14 protein-coding genes are annotated in these 15,653 nt (G+C 73.7%); 4 read left to right on the top strand and 10 right to left on the bottom strand.

The features are described from left to right. Positions 1-74 precede the first annotated feature (74 nt). Positions 75-1,112 (top strand): PP2C family protein-serine/threonine phosphatase, encoded by a 1,038-nt coding sequence (locus OTB16_RS23890; RefSeq protein WP_267722720.1) that lies wholly within the window; start codon positions 75-77, stop codon positions 1,110-1,112. Positions 1,113-1,136: 24 nt separating this feature from the next. Here OTB16_RS23890 and OTB16_RS23885 read toward each other — a convergent pair whose 3' ends face one another. Next, positions 1,137-2,582 (bottom strand): aminotransferase-like domain-containing protein, encoded by a 1,446-nt coding sequence (locus tag OTB16_RS23885; RefSeq protein WP_267722717.1) that lies wholly within the window; start codon positions 2,580-2,582, stop codon positions 1,137-1,139. Between OTB16_RS23885 and OTB16_RS23880 the strand changes: the two genes are divergently transcribed. Together OTB16_RS23880 and OTB16_RS23875 are read left to right on the top strand one after the other, a co-directional pair. Next, positions 2,581-3,489: a DMT family transporter gene (locus OTB16_RS23880; RefSeq protein ID WP_267722716.1), complete on the top strand. Its 909-nt coding sequence runs from the start codon at positions 2,581-2,583 to the stop codon at positions 3,487-3,489. The two genes, OTB16_RS23885 and OTB16_RS23880, sit on opposite strands and share 2 nt — an antisense overlap. A 73-nt stretch (positions 3,490-3,562) precedes the next feature. Beyond that, positions 3,563-3,766 carry a DUF1918 domain-containing protein gene (locus tag OTB16_RS23875; RefSeq protein WP_267722715.1) on the top strand — a complete coding sequence of 68 codons (204 nt, stop codon included), beginning with the start codon at positions 3,563-3,565 and terminating at the stop codon, positions 3,764-3,766. A 63-nt stretch (positions 3,767-3,829) separates the two neighbouring features. On the opposite strand, the gene OTB16_RS23870 is transcribed toward OTB16_RS23875, so the two are convergent. Then, on the bottom strand, positions 3,830-5,140 hold the full coding sequence (locus tag OTB16_RS23870) for a glycoside hydrolase family 10-like protein (RefSeq protein WP_267722714.1): 1,311 nt from the start codon (positions 5,138-5,140) through the stop codon (positions 3,830-3,832). Between the two features lie 154 nt (positions 5,141-5,294). On the opposite strand from OTB16_RS23870, the gene OTB16_RS23865 reads away from it, so the two are divergent. Continuing rightward, positions 5,295-6,197: a 3-hydroxybutyryl-CoA dehydrogenase gene (locus OTB16_RS23865; protein WP_267722713.1), complete on the top strand. Its 903-nt coding sequence runs from the start codon at positions 5,295-5,297 to the stop codon at positions 6,195-6,197. Positions 6,198-6,278: 81 nt separating this feature from the next. Here OTB16_RS23865 and OTB16_RS23860 read toward each other — a convergent pair whose 3' ends face one another. The 8 genes from OTB16_RS23860 to rpmI all read right to left on the bottom strand — a co-directional run bounded on the left by OTB16_RS23860 (position 6,279) and on the right by rpmI (position 15,649). Beyond that, a complete protein-coding gene (locus OTB16_RS23860) occupies positions 6,279-6,809 on the bottom strand; it encodes an NUDIX hydrolase (RefSeq protein ID WP_267722762.1) in 531 nt (176 codons plus the stop codon). Positions 6,810-6,862: 53 nt separating this feature from the next. Beyond that, complete coding sequence (locus OTB16_RS23855; protein ID WP_267722712.1) at positions 6,863-8,203, bottom strand: NsdA family TPR-like regulatory protein; 1,341 nt, start codon at positions 8,201-8,203, stop codon at positions 6,863-6,865. Between the two features lie 571 nt (positions 8,204-8,774). Continuing rightward, entirely contained in the window at positions 8,775-11,303 is a 2,529-nt protein-coding gene (pheT, locus tag OTB16_RS23850; RefSeq protein WP_267722711.1) for a phenylalanine--tRNA ligase subunit beta, read from the bottom strand. Then, entirely contained in the window at positions 11,303-12,430 is a 1,128-nt protein-coding gene (gene pheS / locus OTB16_RS23845) for a phenylalanine--tRNA ligase subunit alpha (protein ID WP_267722709.1), read from the bottom strand. The genes pheT and pheS overlap by 1 nt, the downstream gene beginning before the upstream one ends. Before the next feature lie 149 nt (positions 12,431-12,579). Beyond that, a complete protein-coding gene (locus OTB16_RS23840; RefSeq protein ID WP_267722708.1) occupies positions 12,580-13,935 on the bottom strand; it encodes a sensor histidine kinase in 1,356 nt (451 codons plus the stop codon). Between the two features lie 56 nt (positions 13,936-13,991). Further along, on the bottom strand, positions 13,992-14,852 hold the full coding sequence (locus OTB16_RS23835; RefSeq protein ID WP_267722707.1) for a TrmH family RNA methyltransferase: 861 nt from the start codon (positions 14,850-14,852) through the stop codon (positions 13,992-13,994). Between the two features lie 114 nt (positions 14,853-14,966). Continuing rightward, positions 14,967-15,353: a 50S ribosomal protein L20 gene (gene rplT, locus OTB16_RS23830; RefSeq protein WP_267722706.1), complete on the bottom strand. Its 387-nt coding sequence runs from the start codon at positions 15,351-15,353 to the stop codon at positions 14,967-14,969. Positions 15,354-15,454: 101 nt separating this feature from the next. Continuing rightward, the gene (rpmI, locus tag OTB16_RS23825) at positions 15,455-15,649 is read right to left on the bottom strand and encodes a 50S ribosomal protein L35 (protein WP_030387121.1); all 195 of its coding nucleotides are present in this window, start codon (positions 15,647-15,649) and stop codon (positions 15,455-15,457) included. Positions 15,650-15,653: the final 4 nt, after the last annotated feature.

Raw genomic sequence — 15,653 nt, 5'->3', positions numbered from 1 at the left:
GCCCGGATATCGTGGGACATGTGATCGAGTCTGGACGGCCGCGGCTCCGCAGGCGCCCCGGCCCGGGAAGACTTGTGCGGCTGTCGCCGGTGATCCTGACCGTCGTCATCGCGAGCCTGGCATACGCGACCCCGCCGGAAATGGCCTTCAGCCGCCTCCTGCCCGCGGCGCCGGCCCTCGCCGCCGCCATGTGGCCGGTGCTCCCCACCGTCCTGCTCGGGACGGTCTGCCTCCTCCTGATGATCGGCCTCGGCCTCGTCTTCCCCGACCTGGGGACGTGGTGGACCGCCGCGGGGATCATCGCGGTGACCGTGGCCGCCGCCTACGGAAGCCACGTCCGGCTCCAGCGCGAGCGCACGCTCTTCCAGGTGCGGCTCGTCGCCGACGCGGCGCAGCAGGTGGTGCTGAGCCCCATGCCGCGCCGCTTCGGCGGCATCGCGATCGAGTCGCTGTACCTCGCGGCCGCCGCGGAGGCCCGCATCGGCGGGGACTTCTACGAGGTGGTCGACACCCCGTTCGGGGTCAGGCTGCTCATCGGCGACGTGCGGGGCAAGGGCCTTCCGGCGGTGGGGGCGGCCGCGGCGATCGTCAACGCCTTCCGGGAGGCGGCCTACGGCGAGAGCGACCTGGTCGACGTCGCACGCAGGCTCGACGCCAGCAGCACCCGGTACAACGCCGCCTTCCCGCCCGAGGGGCCGATGGAGCGCTTCGCCACCGCCCTCCTCGTCGAGATCCCGCACGGGGGCGGACGGATCGACGTCCTCAACTGCGGACACCCCCCGCCGCTGCTCGTGCACCGCGGGAAGCTCCGCGTCCTCGAATCGGTCACCCCCTCGCCGCTGCTGAGCCTCGCGGAGCTGATCGGCACGCGGTACACCGTCGACACCTTCGCCTTCGCCCCCACCGACCTGCTGCTCGTCTACACCGACGGGATCGCCGAGGCCCGCGCCCGCGACGGCGAGTTCTTCCCGCTGGCGGCCTGGATGCGCCGGCAGCCCCCGACACCGCCCCGCGAACTGCTCGCGGCGCTCCACCGCGACCTCCTGCGCCACAGCAGGGGACGCCTCGACGACGACGTCGCCGCCCTCGCCGTACGCCTGGACGAGCCCTGAGGCGCGCGGCGGCCGCCCCCCGGGTCAGGCGTCCGCAGCGGCCGGGTCCGCGAGGGCGGCCCGCAGCCGTACGGCCGCCTCCACCAGTTCGGCCGGGCCCGCGACGGCGGCGAAGCTCATCCGTACGTGGGGGGCGGGCGGTTCCGCGCAGAAGTACGGGCGCCCGGGCGTGACCGCGACCCCGGCGCGCAGCGCGGCCGCGGTCACGGAGGTGTCGTCGCCGCCGACGGCGGGCCGTACCCACAGCTGGAAGCCCCCGGACGGCGGATGGGGCACCTCCAGGGCGGGCAGCTCGCGCCGCAGGGCACCCGTGAGCACGTCCCGGCGGTGCCGCAGCTCGGCGGCGACCGTCCGCAGGTGGCGCGGCCAGGCGGGGGCTCCGACCAGCTCCAGGGCCGCCTCCTGGAGCGGGCGGGGCACGAAGAAGCTGTCCACGACCTGGATGGCGCGCAGCCGGTCCAGGACCGGGCCGCGCGCCGCCAGGGCGCCCACCCGCAGGCTGGGCGAGGTGGCCTTGGTCAGCGACCGCACGTGGACCACCACCCCGTCCTCGTCCTCGGCGGCGAGGGTGGCGGGCAGGGGGCCGGCGTCCTCGTGCGCCAGCGCCCGGGCGTAGTCGTCCTCGACCAGGAAGGCCCCGGCGGCCCGCGCGATCCGCAGCACCTCGGCCCGCCGCCCCGGGGCCAGCACCGCGCCGGTCGGGTTCTGGAACAGCGGCTGGCACACGAACACCCGTGCCCCGGTGGCCTCGAAGGCCGCGGCGAGCAGGTCGGGCCGGACCCCCTCGGCGTCCACCGGTACGGGTACGGGCCGGCACCCCGAGGCGCGGGCGATGGCCAGCAGCCCCGGGTAGGTCGGCGACTCCACCAGGATCGGCGCCCCCGGAGGGGCGAGCGCCCGCAGCGCGGTCGCCAGCGCGTTCTGCCCGCCCGCGGTGACCAGGACGTCCTCGGCGCCGACCGCCCCGCCGATCTCCCGGGCGAACCAGTCCCGCAGCTCCGGCAGGCCCTCGACGGGCGGCCGCCCCCAGGCCCCGGGCCGCCGGCCGGCGCGGGCCAGCGCCGCCGCCATGGCCCGCTCGGGCTGGAGCGAGGAGTGGAGGTAGCCGCCGCTGAGCTCGATGACCCCGGGCGGCGGCGTGGCGAGCGAGGCCAGCACCCCGGCGGCGTCCACGGACCGCGGGACGACCTCCCCGACCCCCTCCGCACTGAGGGCGACCTCCTGCCAGGAGGTGTCCCCGGGCGCGGCGGCCCGCGTACGCGGACGGGCGCGGAAGACCCCGGCGCCGGGGCGGGTGACGACGAGGCCCTCGGCGGCGAGCTGGGCGAGGGCCCGCGAGACGGTCACGGGACTCACCCGGTAGCGCTCGACTAGGGACCGGCTCGACGGGAGCTTTCCACCGATCGAGTAGCGGTCCAGCTCGGACCGCAGGGACTCGGCCAGTTCCACCACACTGCTACGCTCGTACATGACAGCACAGAATAGCGCTATCCTCCCGACGCCGATAGCGGTCAACGACTCCGTGAGCCGCCGGGGCACCCTCCTGGCATCGCTGGGCGTCGTCGCCTTCTCGCTGACCTTCCCCGCCACCGCATGGGGGCTGGAGAGCTTCGGGCCCTGGTCCCTCGTCTCGCTGCGCAGCGTCCTCGCGGCCGTCCTCGCCGGCGGCTTCCTGCTGGCCCTGCGGGTCGCCCCGCCCGCCCGGGCGCACTGGGGCGGACTGGCGGTCGTCGCCGCCGGAGTGGTCGTGGGCTTCCCGCTCCTCACCACCCTCGCGCTGCGGACGTCGACCACCTCGCACGCCGCCGTGGTCGTCGGCCTGCTCCCGCTGACCACGGCCGCGCTGTCGGCGCTGCGCACCGGGGCCCGGCCCTCGCGCCGCTTCTGGGTGGCCGCCGTCGCCGGGGCCGCCGTGGTCCTCGCCTTCACCGTGGCGCAGAGCGGCGGCTCCCTCTCGGCCGGCGACGGGTACCTGTTCGGCGCGCTGCTGGTGTGCGCCGCCGGGTACACCGAGGGCGGCCGTCTGGCCCGGGTGCTGCCCGGCTGGCAGGTGGTCGGCTGGGCGCTGGTGCTGTGCCTGCCGCTCAGCCTGGCCGGTTCCGCGCTGGGGCTCGCGTACGAGCCGGTGCACCTCACCGGTCACGGCGTGGCCGGCCTGGTCTGGGCGGCGGCCGGCTCGACCTTCCTCGGGCTGTACGTCTGGTACCGGGGCATGGCCGAGATCGGCGCGCCGCGGGCCAGCCAGCTCCAGCTGGCCCAGCCGCTGCTGACCCTGGTGTGGTCGGTGGCACTGCTCGGCGAGCACCTGTCGCCCGCCGCGCCCGCGGCCGCCTGCGCGGTGCTCGTCTGCATCGCCGTCACCCAACGGTCCAAGTGACGAACGGGTCAAACCGCACCAGGACGACCTAAACTGCTAACACCGGATCGGACCGCCACCGAGGAGGTCGGACATGCACGCGACCGAGGGCGACCAGTTGGTGCAGCACGGCAGGATCGTCGGTCAGAACGACAAGGTCGGCGAGATCACCCAGGTCCTGGGGGACAACGGGACTCCCCCCTACCGGGTGCGCTTCCAGGACGGACACGAGGCGCTCATGGCCCCCGGGCCGGACTGCGTGGTCCGCCACCCCCACCCCGAGGCGGACGGACTCTGAAGCGTCGGGCCCCGCCACGCCCGGCGCACCGGTTCGCCCGGCACCGGTGCGCCGGGCTCCGGCTCAGCGCGGTTGGGCGGGCGGTCCGTAGTGGTCGGCGACCACCCGGGCCATCGCCCCGTTGGGGTCCGCGGCCACCTGTTTCGCCGAGAACCAGAGGTGGCCGCGGACCTGCGGGTACTGCCGTGCGAAACGCACGTGCCGGGACGGCTCCGCCGGATCGCGCCAGGCGGCGGTGGGGCTGTTCGCGTCGCTCCGGTACAGCGCCTCCCCCACGTACAGGTCCACGCCCGTGCCCTCGACCGTCCGCGCCCACCAGGGGACGACGTCGGCGTAGTCGGCGGTCGGGTGGCCGATGTGCCAGTAGACCTGCGGGGCCACGTAGTCGATCCAGCCCTCGGTGACCCACTTGCGGGTGTCCGCGTACAGGTCGTCGTACGTGCCGAGGCCCGCCTGTGTCGGCGAGCCGAGCGGGTCCCTGTCGGCGTTGCGCCAGATCGCGAACGGGCTGATGCCGAAGCGCGCCGCGGGCCGCAGCGTCCGCAGCCGTTCGGACATCTCGCGGACCAAGGTGTCGGTGTTGTGGCGGCGCCAGTCCGCGCGGGAGTCGAAGGAGGAGCCGTACCGCTCGTAGGCCTCGTCGTCGTCGAAGGACTGGCCGTCCACCGGGTACGGGTAGAAGTAGTCGTCCCAGTGCACCCCGTCGACGGGGTAGCGTGCGACGGCGTCGAGCATCGCGTCCTGGACGAAGCGGCGCACCTCGGGCAGCCCGGGGTTGTAGTAGAGCTTCCCGCCGTACGGCACGGTCCAGCCGGGGTTGCGCCGGGCCGGGTGGGAGGCCACGAGCCGGTCCGGGTCGGTGTGGTTGGCCACCCGGTACGGGTTGAACCAGGCGTGCAGTTCCAGCCCGCGGGCGTGCGCCTCGGCGACGGCGGTGCCGAGCGGGTCCCAGCCGGGGTCGGCCCCCTGTTCCCCGGTCAGCCACTGTGACCAGGGCTCCAGCCGGGACGGCCACAGGGCGTCGGCCGCCGGCCGGACCTGGAGGACCACAGCGTTGAGGCGGCGTTCGACGGCCGTGTCGAGGAGGGACAGCAGTTCCGCGCGCTGGCTCCCGGCGGACAGTCCGGACCTGGACGGCCAGTCCACGTTCTGCACGGTGGCGATCCACATCCCGCGGAACTCGGGGGCGTCCGCCGCCCTCCCCGCGGGCCGGTGCCGGCCCGCCCGCTCCGCGGCGCCCGGCGAACGCGCCACGCCCGCCGCGTGCTTCGCCCCGGCGCCCGCCGCCGCTGCCGCCGGACCCCCCGCCGCCGCGGCCGCGGCCAGCGCACCCGCGGCCCCCGCCAGCAGCCCCCGCCGTCCGATGTACGTCATGTGACGACTCCGTTCCGTTGCGTGACATCCCTCTGCGTGCGCCCAGCATGCCCGCCCCGGCCCGCCACCGGGGTCAAGGTCGGGGGTAACGTCGGGGGGCGTGGCGGGCGCCGGAACGCAGTTACCACTGTCGAGTACGGGGGACCCGCGATGGATGAGCAGCGAAAGGCACGATGTGACGGACCTCTCTACCCTCCCGACCGACATCGCTCGCGTCGGCGTAGTGGGCTGCGGCCAGATGGGCGCGGGCATCGCTGAGGTGTGCGCCCGCAGCGGTCTTGAGGTGAAGGTCGCCGAGACCACCGGCGAGGCCCTGGAGATCGGGCGCACCCGGCTGCACAACTCCCTGATCAAGGCCGCCGAACGCGGCAAGATCAGCGAGGAGGAGCGGGACGCCACCCTGGCCCGCCTCACCTTCACCACCGACCTCGGCGAGTTCGCCGACCGCGACCTCGTCATCGAGGCCGTCGTCGAGAACGAGCAGGTCAAGACCGAGATCTTCCAGGTCCTCGACCAGGTGGTCACCCGCCCGGACGCGATCCTGGCCTCGAACACCTCCTCGATCCCGCTGGTCAAGCTGGCCGTCGCGACCTCGCGGCCCGACCAGGTCATCGGCATCCACTTCTTCAACCCGGCCCCGGTGCAGCAGCTCGTCGAGCTGATCCCCGCGCTGACCACGGCTGACGAGACGGTCAAGCGGGCCGAGGCCCTGGTGCGCGACGTGCTGGGCAAGCACGCGATCCGCGCCCAGGACCGTTCCGGCTTCGTGGTCAACGCGCTCCTGATCCCGTACCTGCTGTCCGCGATCCGGATGTTCGAGTCGGGCATCGCGAGCCGCGAGGACATCGACAACGGCATGGAGCTGGGCTGCGCCCACCCGATGGGCCCGCTGAAGCTGGCGGACCTGATCGGCCTGGACACCGTGGCCTCGGTGGCGGACTCGATGTACTCCGAGTTCAAGGAGCCGCTGTACGCCGCTCCCCCGCTGCTCCAGCGGATGGTCGACGCGGGCCGCCTCGGCCGCAAGACGGGCTCGGGCTTCTACCCGTACGCGTAGGGCCTCCGGGCCGCCGCCACCCCGGACCGGGCCCGCACCGGTCCGGGGCGCCGTCCGTACGGGACGGGCCCGGGAGAGGACCTAGCCCAGCCGCAGGTGGTGCAGCAGGAGCAGCCCGGCCGCCATGTTCGCGGCCGGGACCTCGCCGCGCGCGATCATCTCCGGTACGAGCTTCAGCGGGACCCACTCCCTGCGCGAGGACTCGAAGTCGTCCTCGGGATGGCCGGTGTACGTGGCTCCGTCCGCCCAGTAGAGGTGGTGGCGGGCGTCCGTCAGCCCGTTGGACGGCTCCACGGTCATCAGGTGGCGCAGCGGGCCGGGCCGCCAGCCCGACTCCTCCTCCATCTCCCGCGCGGCCGCGGCCTCGACGGACTCGCCGTCCTCCACGACTCCGGCGGGGAGCTCCCATCCCCAGCTGTCGGTGATGAAGCGGTGCCGCCACAGCAGCAGCACCTCGTCGGCCCCGTTGACGGCCGTGGCGACGGCCACCGGGCGCAGCCGGATCACGAAGTGGTCCAGGTGCCGGCCGTCGGGGAGCTCGACGTCCGCGAGGTTCACGTCGAACCAGCGGTTCCTGTACACGGTCTGCTCGTTCAGGTTCATCCACTGCACGGTCATGCCACCTTCCGATCGGGTTGGTGGCAACATGGCAGCAGAACCGGCCCTCACAAGGGGACGCGCAGCGTCCCGTCGATGAGCAGCGCCGTCTCCTGCGCACCCGAACACCCGCTGGTCAGCAGCTGTGCGCGGACCGTCCGCAAACGGTCGCGCAGCCGCAGCGACTCCATGCCCCTGGCCCGTTCGGCCATCTCGGCCGCCGCCGCCACGGCCCGGTCCGCCTCCCCCTGCCGCAGCTGGATCTCGCACAGCATCGCCAGCCGGTGCACCCGGCCGCGGTCGTGCGCGGGGGTGCCCACGGCGGCCGTCGCCTGCTCGTGCGCGGCGGCGAGATCGCCCAGGCTCAGCAGCGCCTCGGCGACCTGCACGTTGACCAGCCCGGGCTGTACGTAGCCGGTCTCGTCCGGCTCGGTGCCCGGACGGATCCGGTCGGCGGCCGCCTCCGCCTGCCGGATGCACTCCAACGCCGCCCGGTCGTCTCCGAGTTGGGCGTACGCCTTGGCCTGCATGGCGTACAGGTCGGCGGCCAGCGCCGGGGTGGTGTGCCGGCCCGCGGAGCGCAGCGCGGCCTCCGCGAAGGCGACGGCCTGACGGAACTCCCGCAGGTGCAGGGACTGGTTGACGATCAGCGCGACCACGTACGCCCCGAGCCCGCGGTCCCCGCTGGCCTTGGCCAGGCGCAGGGCCTGGTGGAAGTAGCGCTGGGCCAGGCCGTGCGCGTCCGAGTCGTACGCGCAGATGCCCGCCACCGCCACGAGGGAGCCGGTGGCGCGGTGCAGCCTGCGGCCGACCCCGTCGGAGTAGCTCCCGCGCAGCATGGGCGCGGTCTCGCTGCCGAGGAAGCGGACGACGCGGTCCCGGGTCGCCACTCCGCCCGCCCGGCGGTACATGAGCTCGTAGTGCGCGCGGGCCGCCTTCAGGATCTCGATGTGCTCGGGCCCGATCCGGTGCGGGCCCTCCCGGGACACGTCGGCGTCCTCGGGCGGGTTCTCCCACTCCCAGACCGGGATCACGGCCGGCGTCCCGGTGACGGCCCCGGCGGCGAGGGCCTGGGGGCGGGCCTGCCCGTCGGAGCGCCACAGGGCCGCGGCCCGGTCGACGAACCCGCTGAGCGGGGAGGCATGGGCGGACGCGGGCCGGTCCGGCAGGCCGAGGCCGATGTCGTCCAGTCCGAGGGGGCGCCGCAACCGGCCCCCGAGCACCTCGCAGATCAGGTCGGGGACCTGGCCGCGCGGGCGCTGGCCCTTCAGCCACCGGGCGACGGCGGTGTGTTCGTAGCGCAGGGCGAGTCCGCGGGTGCTGCCCGCCTGGTTCACGTACGCGGCGAGTCCGGCGTGGGACATGCCCGCCTCGGCGAGGAGGGCGTCGAGCAGGACATTGGGCTGCATGGGCCGCTCCAAGGGCTCTTCGGAGACAGGCTAGTGGGTGCGCGCTTCACACGGGGTGTACTGCTTCTGATTCACACAGGGTGTACTGCTTCTGATTCACACAGGGTGTGAACCAAGTACGCGCATAAATGCGAAACGTACCCTGCCGCGTGAGCCCCCGCGCGCGCTTCACTTAAGGGCCTCGCCAAGAGGCAGCCCGGGTCGTCGGCTCCCCCTCGTACAGTGCGACGACCCGTCACCGCGCCGCCCGTCCTGCTGTCTGCCCGACACTCCATGGCAGGCGGGCGGCGCGTTCCGGCTCCGCCGGCGCCTGGTTGGTCGCCGGGCCCCGCGGGGTCGGCGACACGCGTGCCGGGTCCATCCACCTGGCCCGGCGCGCGGTTCGGCTCCGGCACTGACCACTGCGTCCGGCCGTCGCGGGGCCACCGGCAGGGCGGTTCGTCGGCGGGCCGCCCTGCCGGTGCGCCGCGGCGCACGTACGGACCCGGCCCGTCAAGGCGGCGCCGACCACGCGCGAAGGGCGCGCCCAGTGGTCCGGACGCGCCCCTCGACATGCCGTGCGGGTGGGCGGTTACGCGCCCCGGAGCACCGCCCCGGTCCGCTCGCCGGCCAGCGCCACCGCCGCGTCGCGCGCGGCCGTGGACTCCTCGGCGGTCAGCGTGCGGTCGGCCGCGCGGAAGCGCAGCGCGTACGCCAGGGACTTCTTGCCCCCGCCGACCTGCTCACCGGTGAACACGTCGAACAGCCTCAGCGACTCGAGGAGTTCGCCCGCGCCCTCGTGCAGGGCGTCCTCCACGGCGGACGCCGGGACCGACGCGTCGACGATCAGCGCGACGTCCTGGGTCGCCACCGGGAAGGTGGAGATCCGGGGCGCCTGGAGGGACTCGTCGCCGGCCGCCGCGAGGCGGTCCAGGTCGAGCTCCATGGCGCTGGTGCGGGCCGGCAGGCCCAACGCCTTGACCACGCGCGGGTGCAGCTCGCCCGCGTGGCCGATCACCTGCTCGTCACCGTCGACGGTGACGACCAGCTCGGCGCAGCGGCCCGGGTGCCAGGGACCGTACTGGCCCTGGCGGACGACGAGTTCCGCGCCGGCCAGGGCGGCCAGCGCGCGGGCGGCCTGGACCGCGTCCGCCCAGTCGGCGGGGCGGCCCTTGCCCCACCAGCCGGCCTGCTCGCGCGCACCGGCCAGCACGACCGCGGCGTACCGCGGCTGGGCGGGCAGGGCCGCGTCCAGGGTGGCGATCTCCTCGTCCGTGGGACGCCGGTCGACGGGCAGCCGTACGGCGACACCCGGCCGCCCGGCGGCGAGGAAGACCGAACCGGTCTCGAAGAGCGCGAGGTCGTGACTGCCCCGGCTGTCGTTGCGGCGCAGCGCGCCGAGCAGACCCGGCAGCAGCGTGGTGCGCAGCGCCGGCTCCTCGTCGGAGATCGGGTTGACGAGCTTGACGACCCGGCGGGCGGCGTCGTCCGCGGGCAGCTGGAGCTGGTCGAAGACCTGCTCCCCCACGAACGGGTAGCTCAGCGCCTCGACGTAGCCGGCGCCGGCCAGCGCGCGTCCCACCCGGCGGTGCAGCTGCTGGCGGGCCGTGAGACCGCGGCCGGAGGGCACCTGCGGGAGGGTGGACGGGAGGTTCCCGTAGCCCTCCAGCCGGATGACCTCTTCGGCGAGGTCGTTGGGCTCGGCGAGGTCGGGCCGCCACGACGGGACGGTGACGACGAGCTCGTCCTGGCCGTACACGTCGCAGCCGACCTCCTGGAGGCGGCGCACGACGGTCTCGCGGCCGTAGTCCATGCCGGCGACCCGGTCCGGGTGGTCCGCGCTCATCGCGATGGAACGCGGGGCGCCCGGGGCGAGGTACTCGGTGACGCCCGCCTCGGCGGTGCCGCCCGCGAGCAGCACGAGCAGGTCGACGGTCCGCTGCGCGGCAGCGGCGGCGGCCTGCGGGTCGACTCCCCGCTCGAAGCGCTTGGAGGCCTCCGAGGAGAGCTTCAGGCGGCGGGCGGTGCGCGAGATCGACACGGGGTCGAAGTGCGCGGCCTCGACGACGACCTCGGTGGTGCCGGTGACCTGTCCGGTCTCCGGGTTCGTGACGGAGTCGGCGATCTCGGTGCCGGCACCGCCCATGACGCCGGCGATGCCGATCGGCCCGCTGTTGTCGGTGATCACCAGGTCCTCGGCGTCGAGCGTGCGCGCGACCCCGTCGAGGGTGGTGAACTTCTCGCCCTGCTCCGCGCGGCGGACGCCGATCGTGCCGTCGATCCGCGAGCGGTCGTAGGCGTGAAGCGGCTGGCCGAGCTCCAGCATCACGTAGTTGGTGATGTCGACGGCGAGCGAGATCGGGCGCATGCCCGCCTTCTGGAGGCGGCGGGTCAGCCAGATCGGAGAGCGCGCCTCGGGGTCGAGGCCGGTCACCGTACGCGCGGTGAAGCGGTCGCAGCCGGCCGGGTCGTCGACCTTGACCGGGTAGCCGTACGAGTTCGGCGCGGGGACGTCGATCAGCGCCGGGTCGCGCAGCGGCAGGCCGTACGCGGTCGCCGCCTCGCGGGCGATGCCGCGCAGGGACATGCAGTAGCCGCGGTCCGGGGTGATGTCGATGTCGAGGACCTCGTCGACGAGCTGGAGCAGCTCGATCGCGTCGGTGCCGACCTCGTGCTCGTGCGGCAGCACGATGATGCCGTGCGTGCCGTCGTCGCCCATGCCCAGCTCGTCGCCGGAGCAGATCATGCCGTGCGAGGTGCGGCCGTACGTCTTGCGCGAGGCGATGGCGAAGTCGCCGGGCAGCACCGCGCCGGGCAGGACCACGACGACCTTGTCGCCGACGGCGAAGTTCCGGGCGCCGCAGACGACCTCCTGCGGCTCGCTGGTGCCGTTGGCGGTGCCGACGTTGACCGTGCAGAAGCGGATCGGCTTGCGGAAGCCCTCGAGCTCCTCGATGGTCAGCACCTGGCCGACGACGAGCGGGCCCTTGAGCCCGCCGCCGAGCTGCTCGACGGTCTCGACCTCGAGGCCGGCGTCGACCAGCTTGGCGGCCACGTCGCGGCCGGTCTCACCCGCGGGGAGGTCGACGTACTCCCGCAGCCAGGAAAGCGGGACGCGCATCAGATCTCACTCCCGAACGGCCGGGTGAAGCGAACGTCACCCTCGACCATGTCTCGCATGTCTTCTACGTTGTGACGGAACATCAGCATCCGCTCGATGCCGAACCCGAAGGCGAACCCGCTGTACTTCTCCGGGTCCACGCCGCAGGCGGTGAGCACCTTGGGGTTGACCATCCCGCAGCCGCCGAGCTCGATCCAGCCCTCGCTGGAGCAGGTGCGGCAGGGGCGGTCGGGGTTGCCCACCGACGCGCCGCGGCACACGTAGCACTGCATGTCCATCTCGGCGGACGGCTCGGTGAAGGGGAAGAAGTGCGGGCGCAGGCGCGTGGTCGTGCCCTCGCCGAACAGCTCCTGGACCATGTGGTCCATGGTGCCCTTGAGGTCGGCCATGGTCAGGCCCTCGTCCACGGCGAGCAGCTCGACCTGGTGGAAGACCGGGGTGTGCGTCGCGTCGAGCTCGTCGGTGCGGTACACCCGCCCCGGACACACGATGTAGACGGGGGGCTTGCGCTCCAGCAGCGAGCGCGCCTGCACCGGGGAGGTGTGGGTGCGCAGCACGACGCCGGACTCGTCGCCCTCTGTGCCCTCGGGCCCCTGGACGAAGAAGGTGTCCTGCATCTGGCGCGCCGGGTGGTCGGGCGTGAAGTTCAGGGCGTCGAAGTTGAACCACTCCGCCTCGACCTCGGGCCCTTCCGCGACCTCGTACCCCATGGCCGTGAAGATGTCCGCGATGCGGTCCATCAGCGTGGTCAGGGGGTGCCGGGCGCCGGCCGGCAGGCGGTCGTAGGACAGCGTGACGTCCACCGCCTCCTCGACGAGCACCCGCTCGTCGCGCTCCGCCTCCAGCTCGACCGTGCGGGACCCGAAGGCCTTGTTCACGGCGCCGCGTGCCTGGCCCACTCGCTTGCCCGCCTCGGCCTTGGCCTGGGGGGGCAGGGCGCCGATCTCGCGGTTGGCGAGCGCCAGGGGCGAGCGGTCGCCCATGTGCGCGGTCTTCGCCTCCCGCAGTGCGTCGAGGTCGCCGGCGGAAGCGAAGGCGGCGAGCGCCTCGTCCCGCATGCGCTCGATCTCTTCCGGTTTCAGTGCCTCGACCTCGACAGGGTCGTACGACTTGTTCGGTGCCGACATCTCTTCCCGTACTTCCGATGGCTGGCTGGTGGTCCCCGACGACTTGATCGACCTGATCGACACAAGGACACAAAGGTGCCAAAGGTCGAGTCTAAAGGTCGCCGGGGGTGAAGGAGCCCGTGGGCCGCCTGGCGAGACGCTCCGCAGTGCTACTGCGTGAGGTAGGCCGGGGCGCTCACGGGCAGAATAAACCGGAACTCGGCTCCGCCGCCGGGGCCCCGGCCGACCGCGATGGTGCCGCCGTGGGCCTCCACGATGCCCTTGACGATGTACAGGCCCAGGCCGGTGCCGCCGCGCTTGCTCCCCCGCCAGAAGCGGGTGAAGACGCGGCCCATCGACTCCTCCGGGATCCCGGAGCCCTCGTCGGTCACGGTGACGGCTGTTCCCTTCTCGTGCGGCGTCACCTCGATGGTGACCGTTCCCTCACCGTGGCGCACCGCGTTTTCGAGGAGGTTGCCGAGAATTTGGTCGATCTTGTCCGGGTCCGCCCATAGATCGGGCAGCGGACGGCAGACGCTGACGAGGAACCGCTCGGGGGTCTGTCCGTTCGCGGTCAGCGCCTGGACGTGACGGGCCACCGCGGTGCCGATGTCGACCGGCTGGCGGCGCACCTCCAGGCGGCCGGAGTCGATGCGGGAGATGTCGAGGAGCTCGGCGATGAGCCGGGTGACGCGGTTGGCGTCGGCGTCGACGGTCTCCAGCATCAGCCGCTTCTGGTCGTCGGTGAACCGCTCCCACTTGGCGAGGAGGGTCGCCGTGAAGCCCTTGACGGAGGTGAGCGGGGAGCGCAGCTCGTGGGCGACGGTGGCGATCAGCTCGGCGTGGCTGCGCTCGGTGCGGCGGCGGGCCTCGGTGCCGCGCAGGGTGACGACGAGGCGGCGCAGCGGGCCGGTGGGGTGGGTGCGCACATAACGGGCGGAGACGAGCACCTCGCGGCCGCCGGGCAGCAGCAGGTTCCGCTCGGGCTGGCCCCGCCGGGTGGCCAGGCCTCCGTAGGGGTCGGTCAGCGCCCACCAGCGGCGGCCCTCGAGGTCCTCCAGCGGCAGGGCGCTGTCGATACGGGTGCCCAGCGCCCGCGCGGGGTCGGTGGCGGTCATCCGGGCCGCGGCCAGGTTGAAGCAGATGACGCGTCCGGAGTCGTCGGCGACGACGAGCCCGTCGGGCAGGTCGTCGGGGTCGATGCCGCCGCCCAGCCGTTCGCCGGCGGCGTCGCCCGGCCCCGGTCCGACGGGGACGCCCGGTCCGGGGGCCCCGGACTCGGCCGCGGCCCCGGCGTCGTACTCCGGCTTCGGGCCGGGCGGGGCGTACGGGACGGGCGTACGGGACGCCGCGCGCCCCTGCCGTGCTCCGGTGCGCGGCCCGTCGGCTCCGCCCTCGGGGGCGGGGCGGGCGGGGCCCGCCTGGGGCGGGACTCCGGCCAGGGCGGCGCGTACGTCCTGGACACGCTCGGCGGCGGGGCCGGTGGCCGTGCCGGCCTGCGGCGAGCTGTTCGTACCGACGGTCATGTCCCCGTACCCCACATCTCCGAGTAGCGCAGTGGGCCCCCCGGGCCGCCACATTACTAGCTGGGGGTCACGGAGCGGCACCCTCCGGGCGCCCGCTGTGCACGCGCGGAGGCGTAGAGGCACACGGCGGCGGCCGTCGCGAGGTTCAGGCTCTCCGCCCTGCCGTGGATCGGGACCCGCACCACGGCGTCCGCCAGCGCCCGGGTCTCCTCCGGCAGGCCCCAGGCCTCGTTGCCGAAGACCCAGGCCGAGGGGGTGCCCATGGTGCCCGCGTCGAGCTCGGCGTCGAGGTCGTCCTCGCCGGCCCCGTCGGCCGCGAGGATCCGTACTCCGGCCGCCCGGAGCCCCTCGACGGCCTGCTCCACCGGGACGCCGACGGCCACCGGCAGGTGGAAGAGGGAACCGACTGAGGCGCGTACGGACTTGGGGTTGTACAGGTCGACCGAGGCGTCGGTCAGCACCACGGCGTCCGCGCCGGCGGCGTCCGCGCAGCGCAGGACGGTACCGGCGTTGCCGGGGTCGCGGACGTGCGCGAGGACGGCGACGAGCTTGGGCCGGGCCGCCAGGATCTCCTCGAAGGGGGAGTCCAGGAAGTGGCAGACGCCCACGAGCCCCTGCGGCGTGACGGTCTGGGAGACCTCGGCGAGCACCTCGTCACCGGCGTAGTGCACCCGGGCACCGGCGGCCAGGGCGGCGTCGATGATGTCCGCGTAGCGCTCGGCGGCCTCGACGGTCGCGAACAGCTCGATCAGCGTCGTCCCGCCCTCGGCCCCGCGGTGCTCGACGGCCTCGCGGACGGCCTGCGGGCCCTCGGCGATGAACCGGCGCTCCTTGGTGCGGAAGTTGCGCCGCGCCAGTCGCCTGGCGGCGGCCACCCGGGGGGATCGGGGGGAGATCAGCTCGGCGGGGGTGCCCATGGTGTCTGCGGTTCTCTCTCGGGTCCTGGTGCGGAGGGGAAAGCACACGGACCCGCAGGCGAATGCCTGCGGGTCCGTGGGGGCCGGCCCTGTGACTGCCGGGCCGGCTGGCCCTTAGGCGGCGGCCTTGGGGGCGTTGACGTCGGACGGAAGCGCCTTCTGCGCGACCTCGACGAGCGCGGCGAACGCGTTGGCGTCGTTGACGGCCAGCTCCGCGAGGATCTTGCGGTCCACCTCGATGTTGGCGGCCTTCAGACCCTGGATGAGGCGGTTGTACGTCATGCCGTTCTGGCGGGCAGCGGCGTTGATGCGCTGGATCCACAGCTGACGGAAGTCGCCCTTGCGCTTCTTGCGGTCGTTGAAGTTGTAGACCAGCGAGTGGGTGACCTGCTCCTTGGCCTTGCGGTACAGGCGCGAACGCTGACCGCGGTAGCCGGAGGCCGCCTCGAGGATCGCCCGGCGCTTCTTGTGGGCGTTTACTGCCCGCTTGACGCGTGCCACTTTTTAACTCCTTGTAGCGGGGCCGTGGTTGTCTTCACACGACCCGAATTCGATGGGGTCCCGGTCTTGACGTCCCGCTCCCGGAAGGGGAGCGGAGGGCGTCACTTGCCGAGAAGCTTCTTGATCTTCGCGGCGTCGCCGGGGGCCATCTCCGCGGTGCCGGTCAGGCGGCGGGTGACACGGGACGACTTGTGCTCGAGCAGGTGGCGCTTGCCGGCACGCTCACGGAGCACCTTGCCGGAGCCGGTGATCTTGAAGCGCTTCTTGGAACCGCTGTGCGTCTTGTTCTTCGGCATAGCG

Origin of the sequence: Streptomyces antarcticus, assembly GCF_026627255.1 — a bacterium.
GTDB lineage: Bacteria > Actinomycetota > Actinomycetes > Streptomycetales > Streptomycetaceae > Streptomyces > Streptomyces antarcticus.
This window is presented reverse-complemented; position numbering and strand designations above follow the sequence as displayed.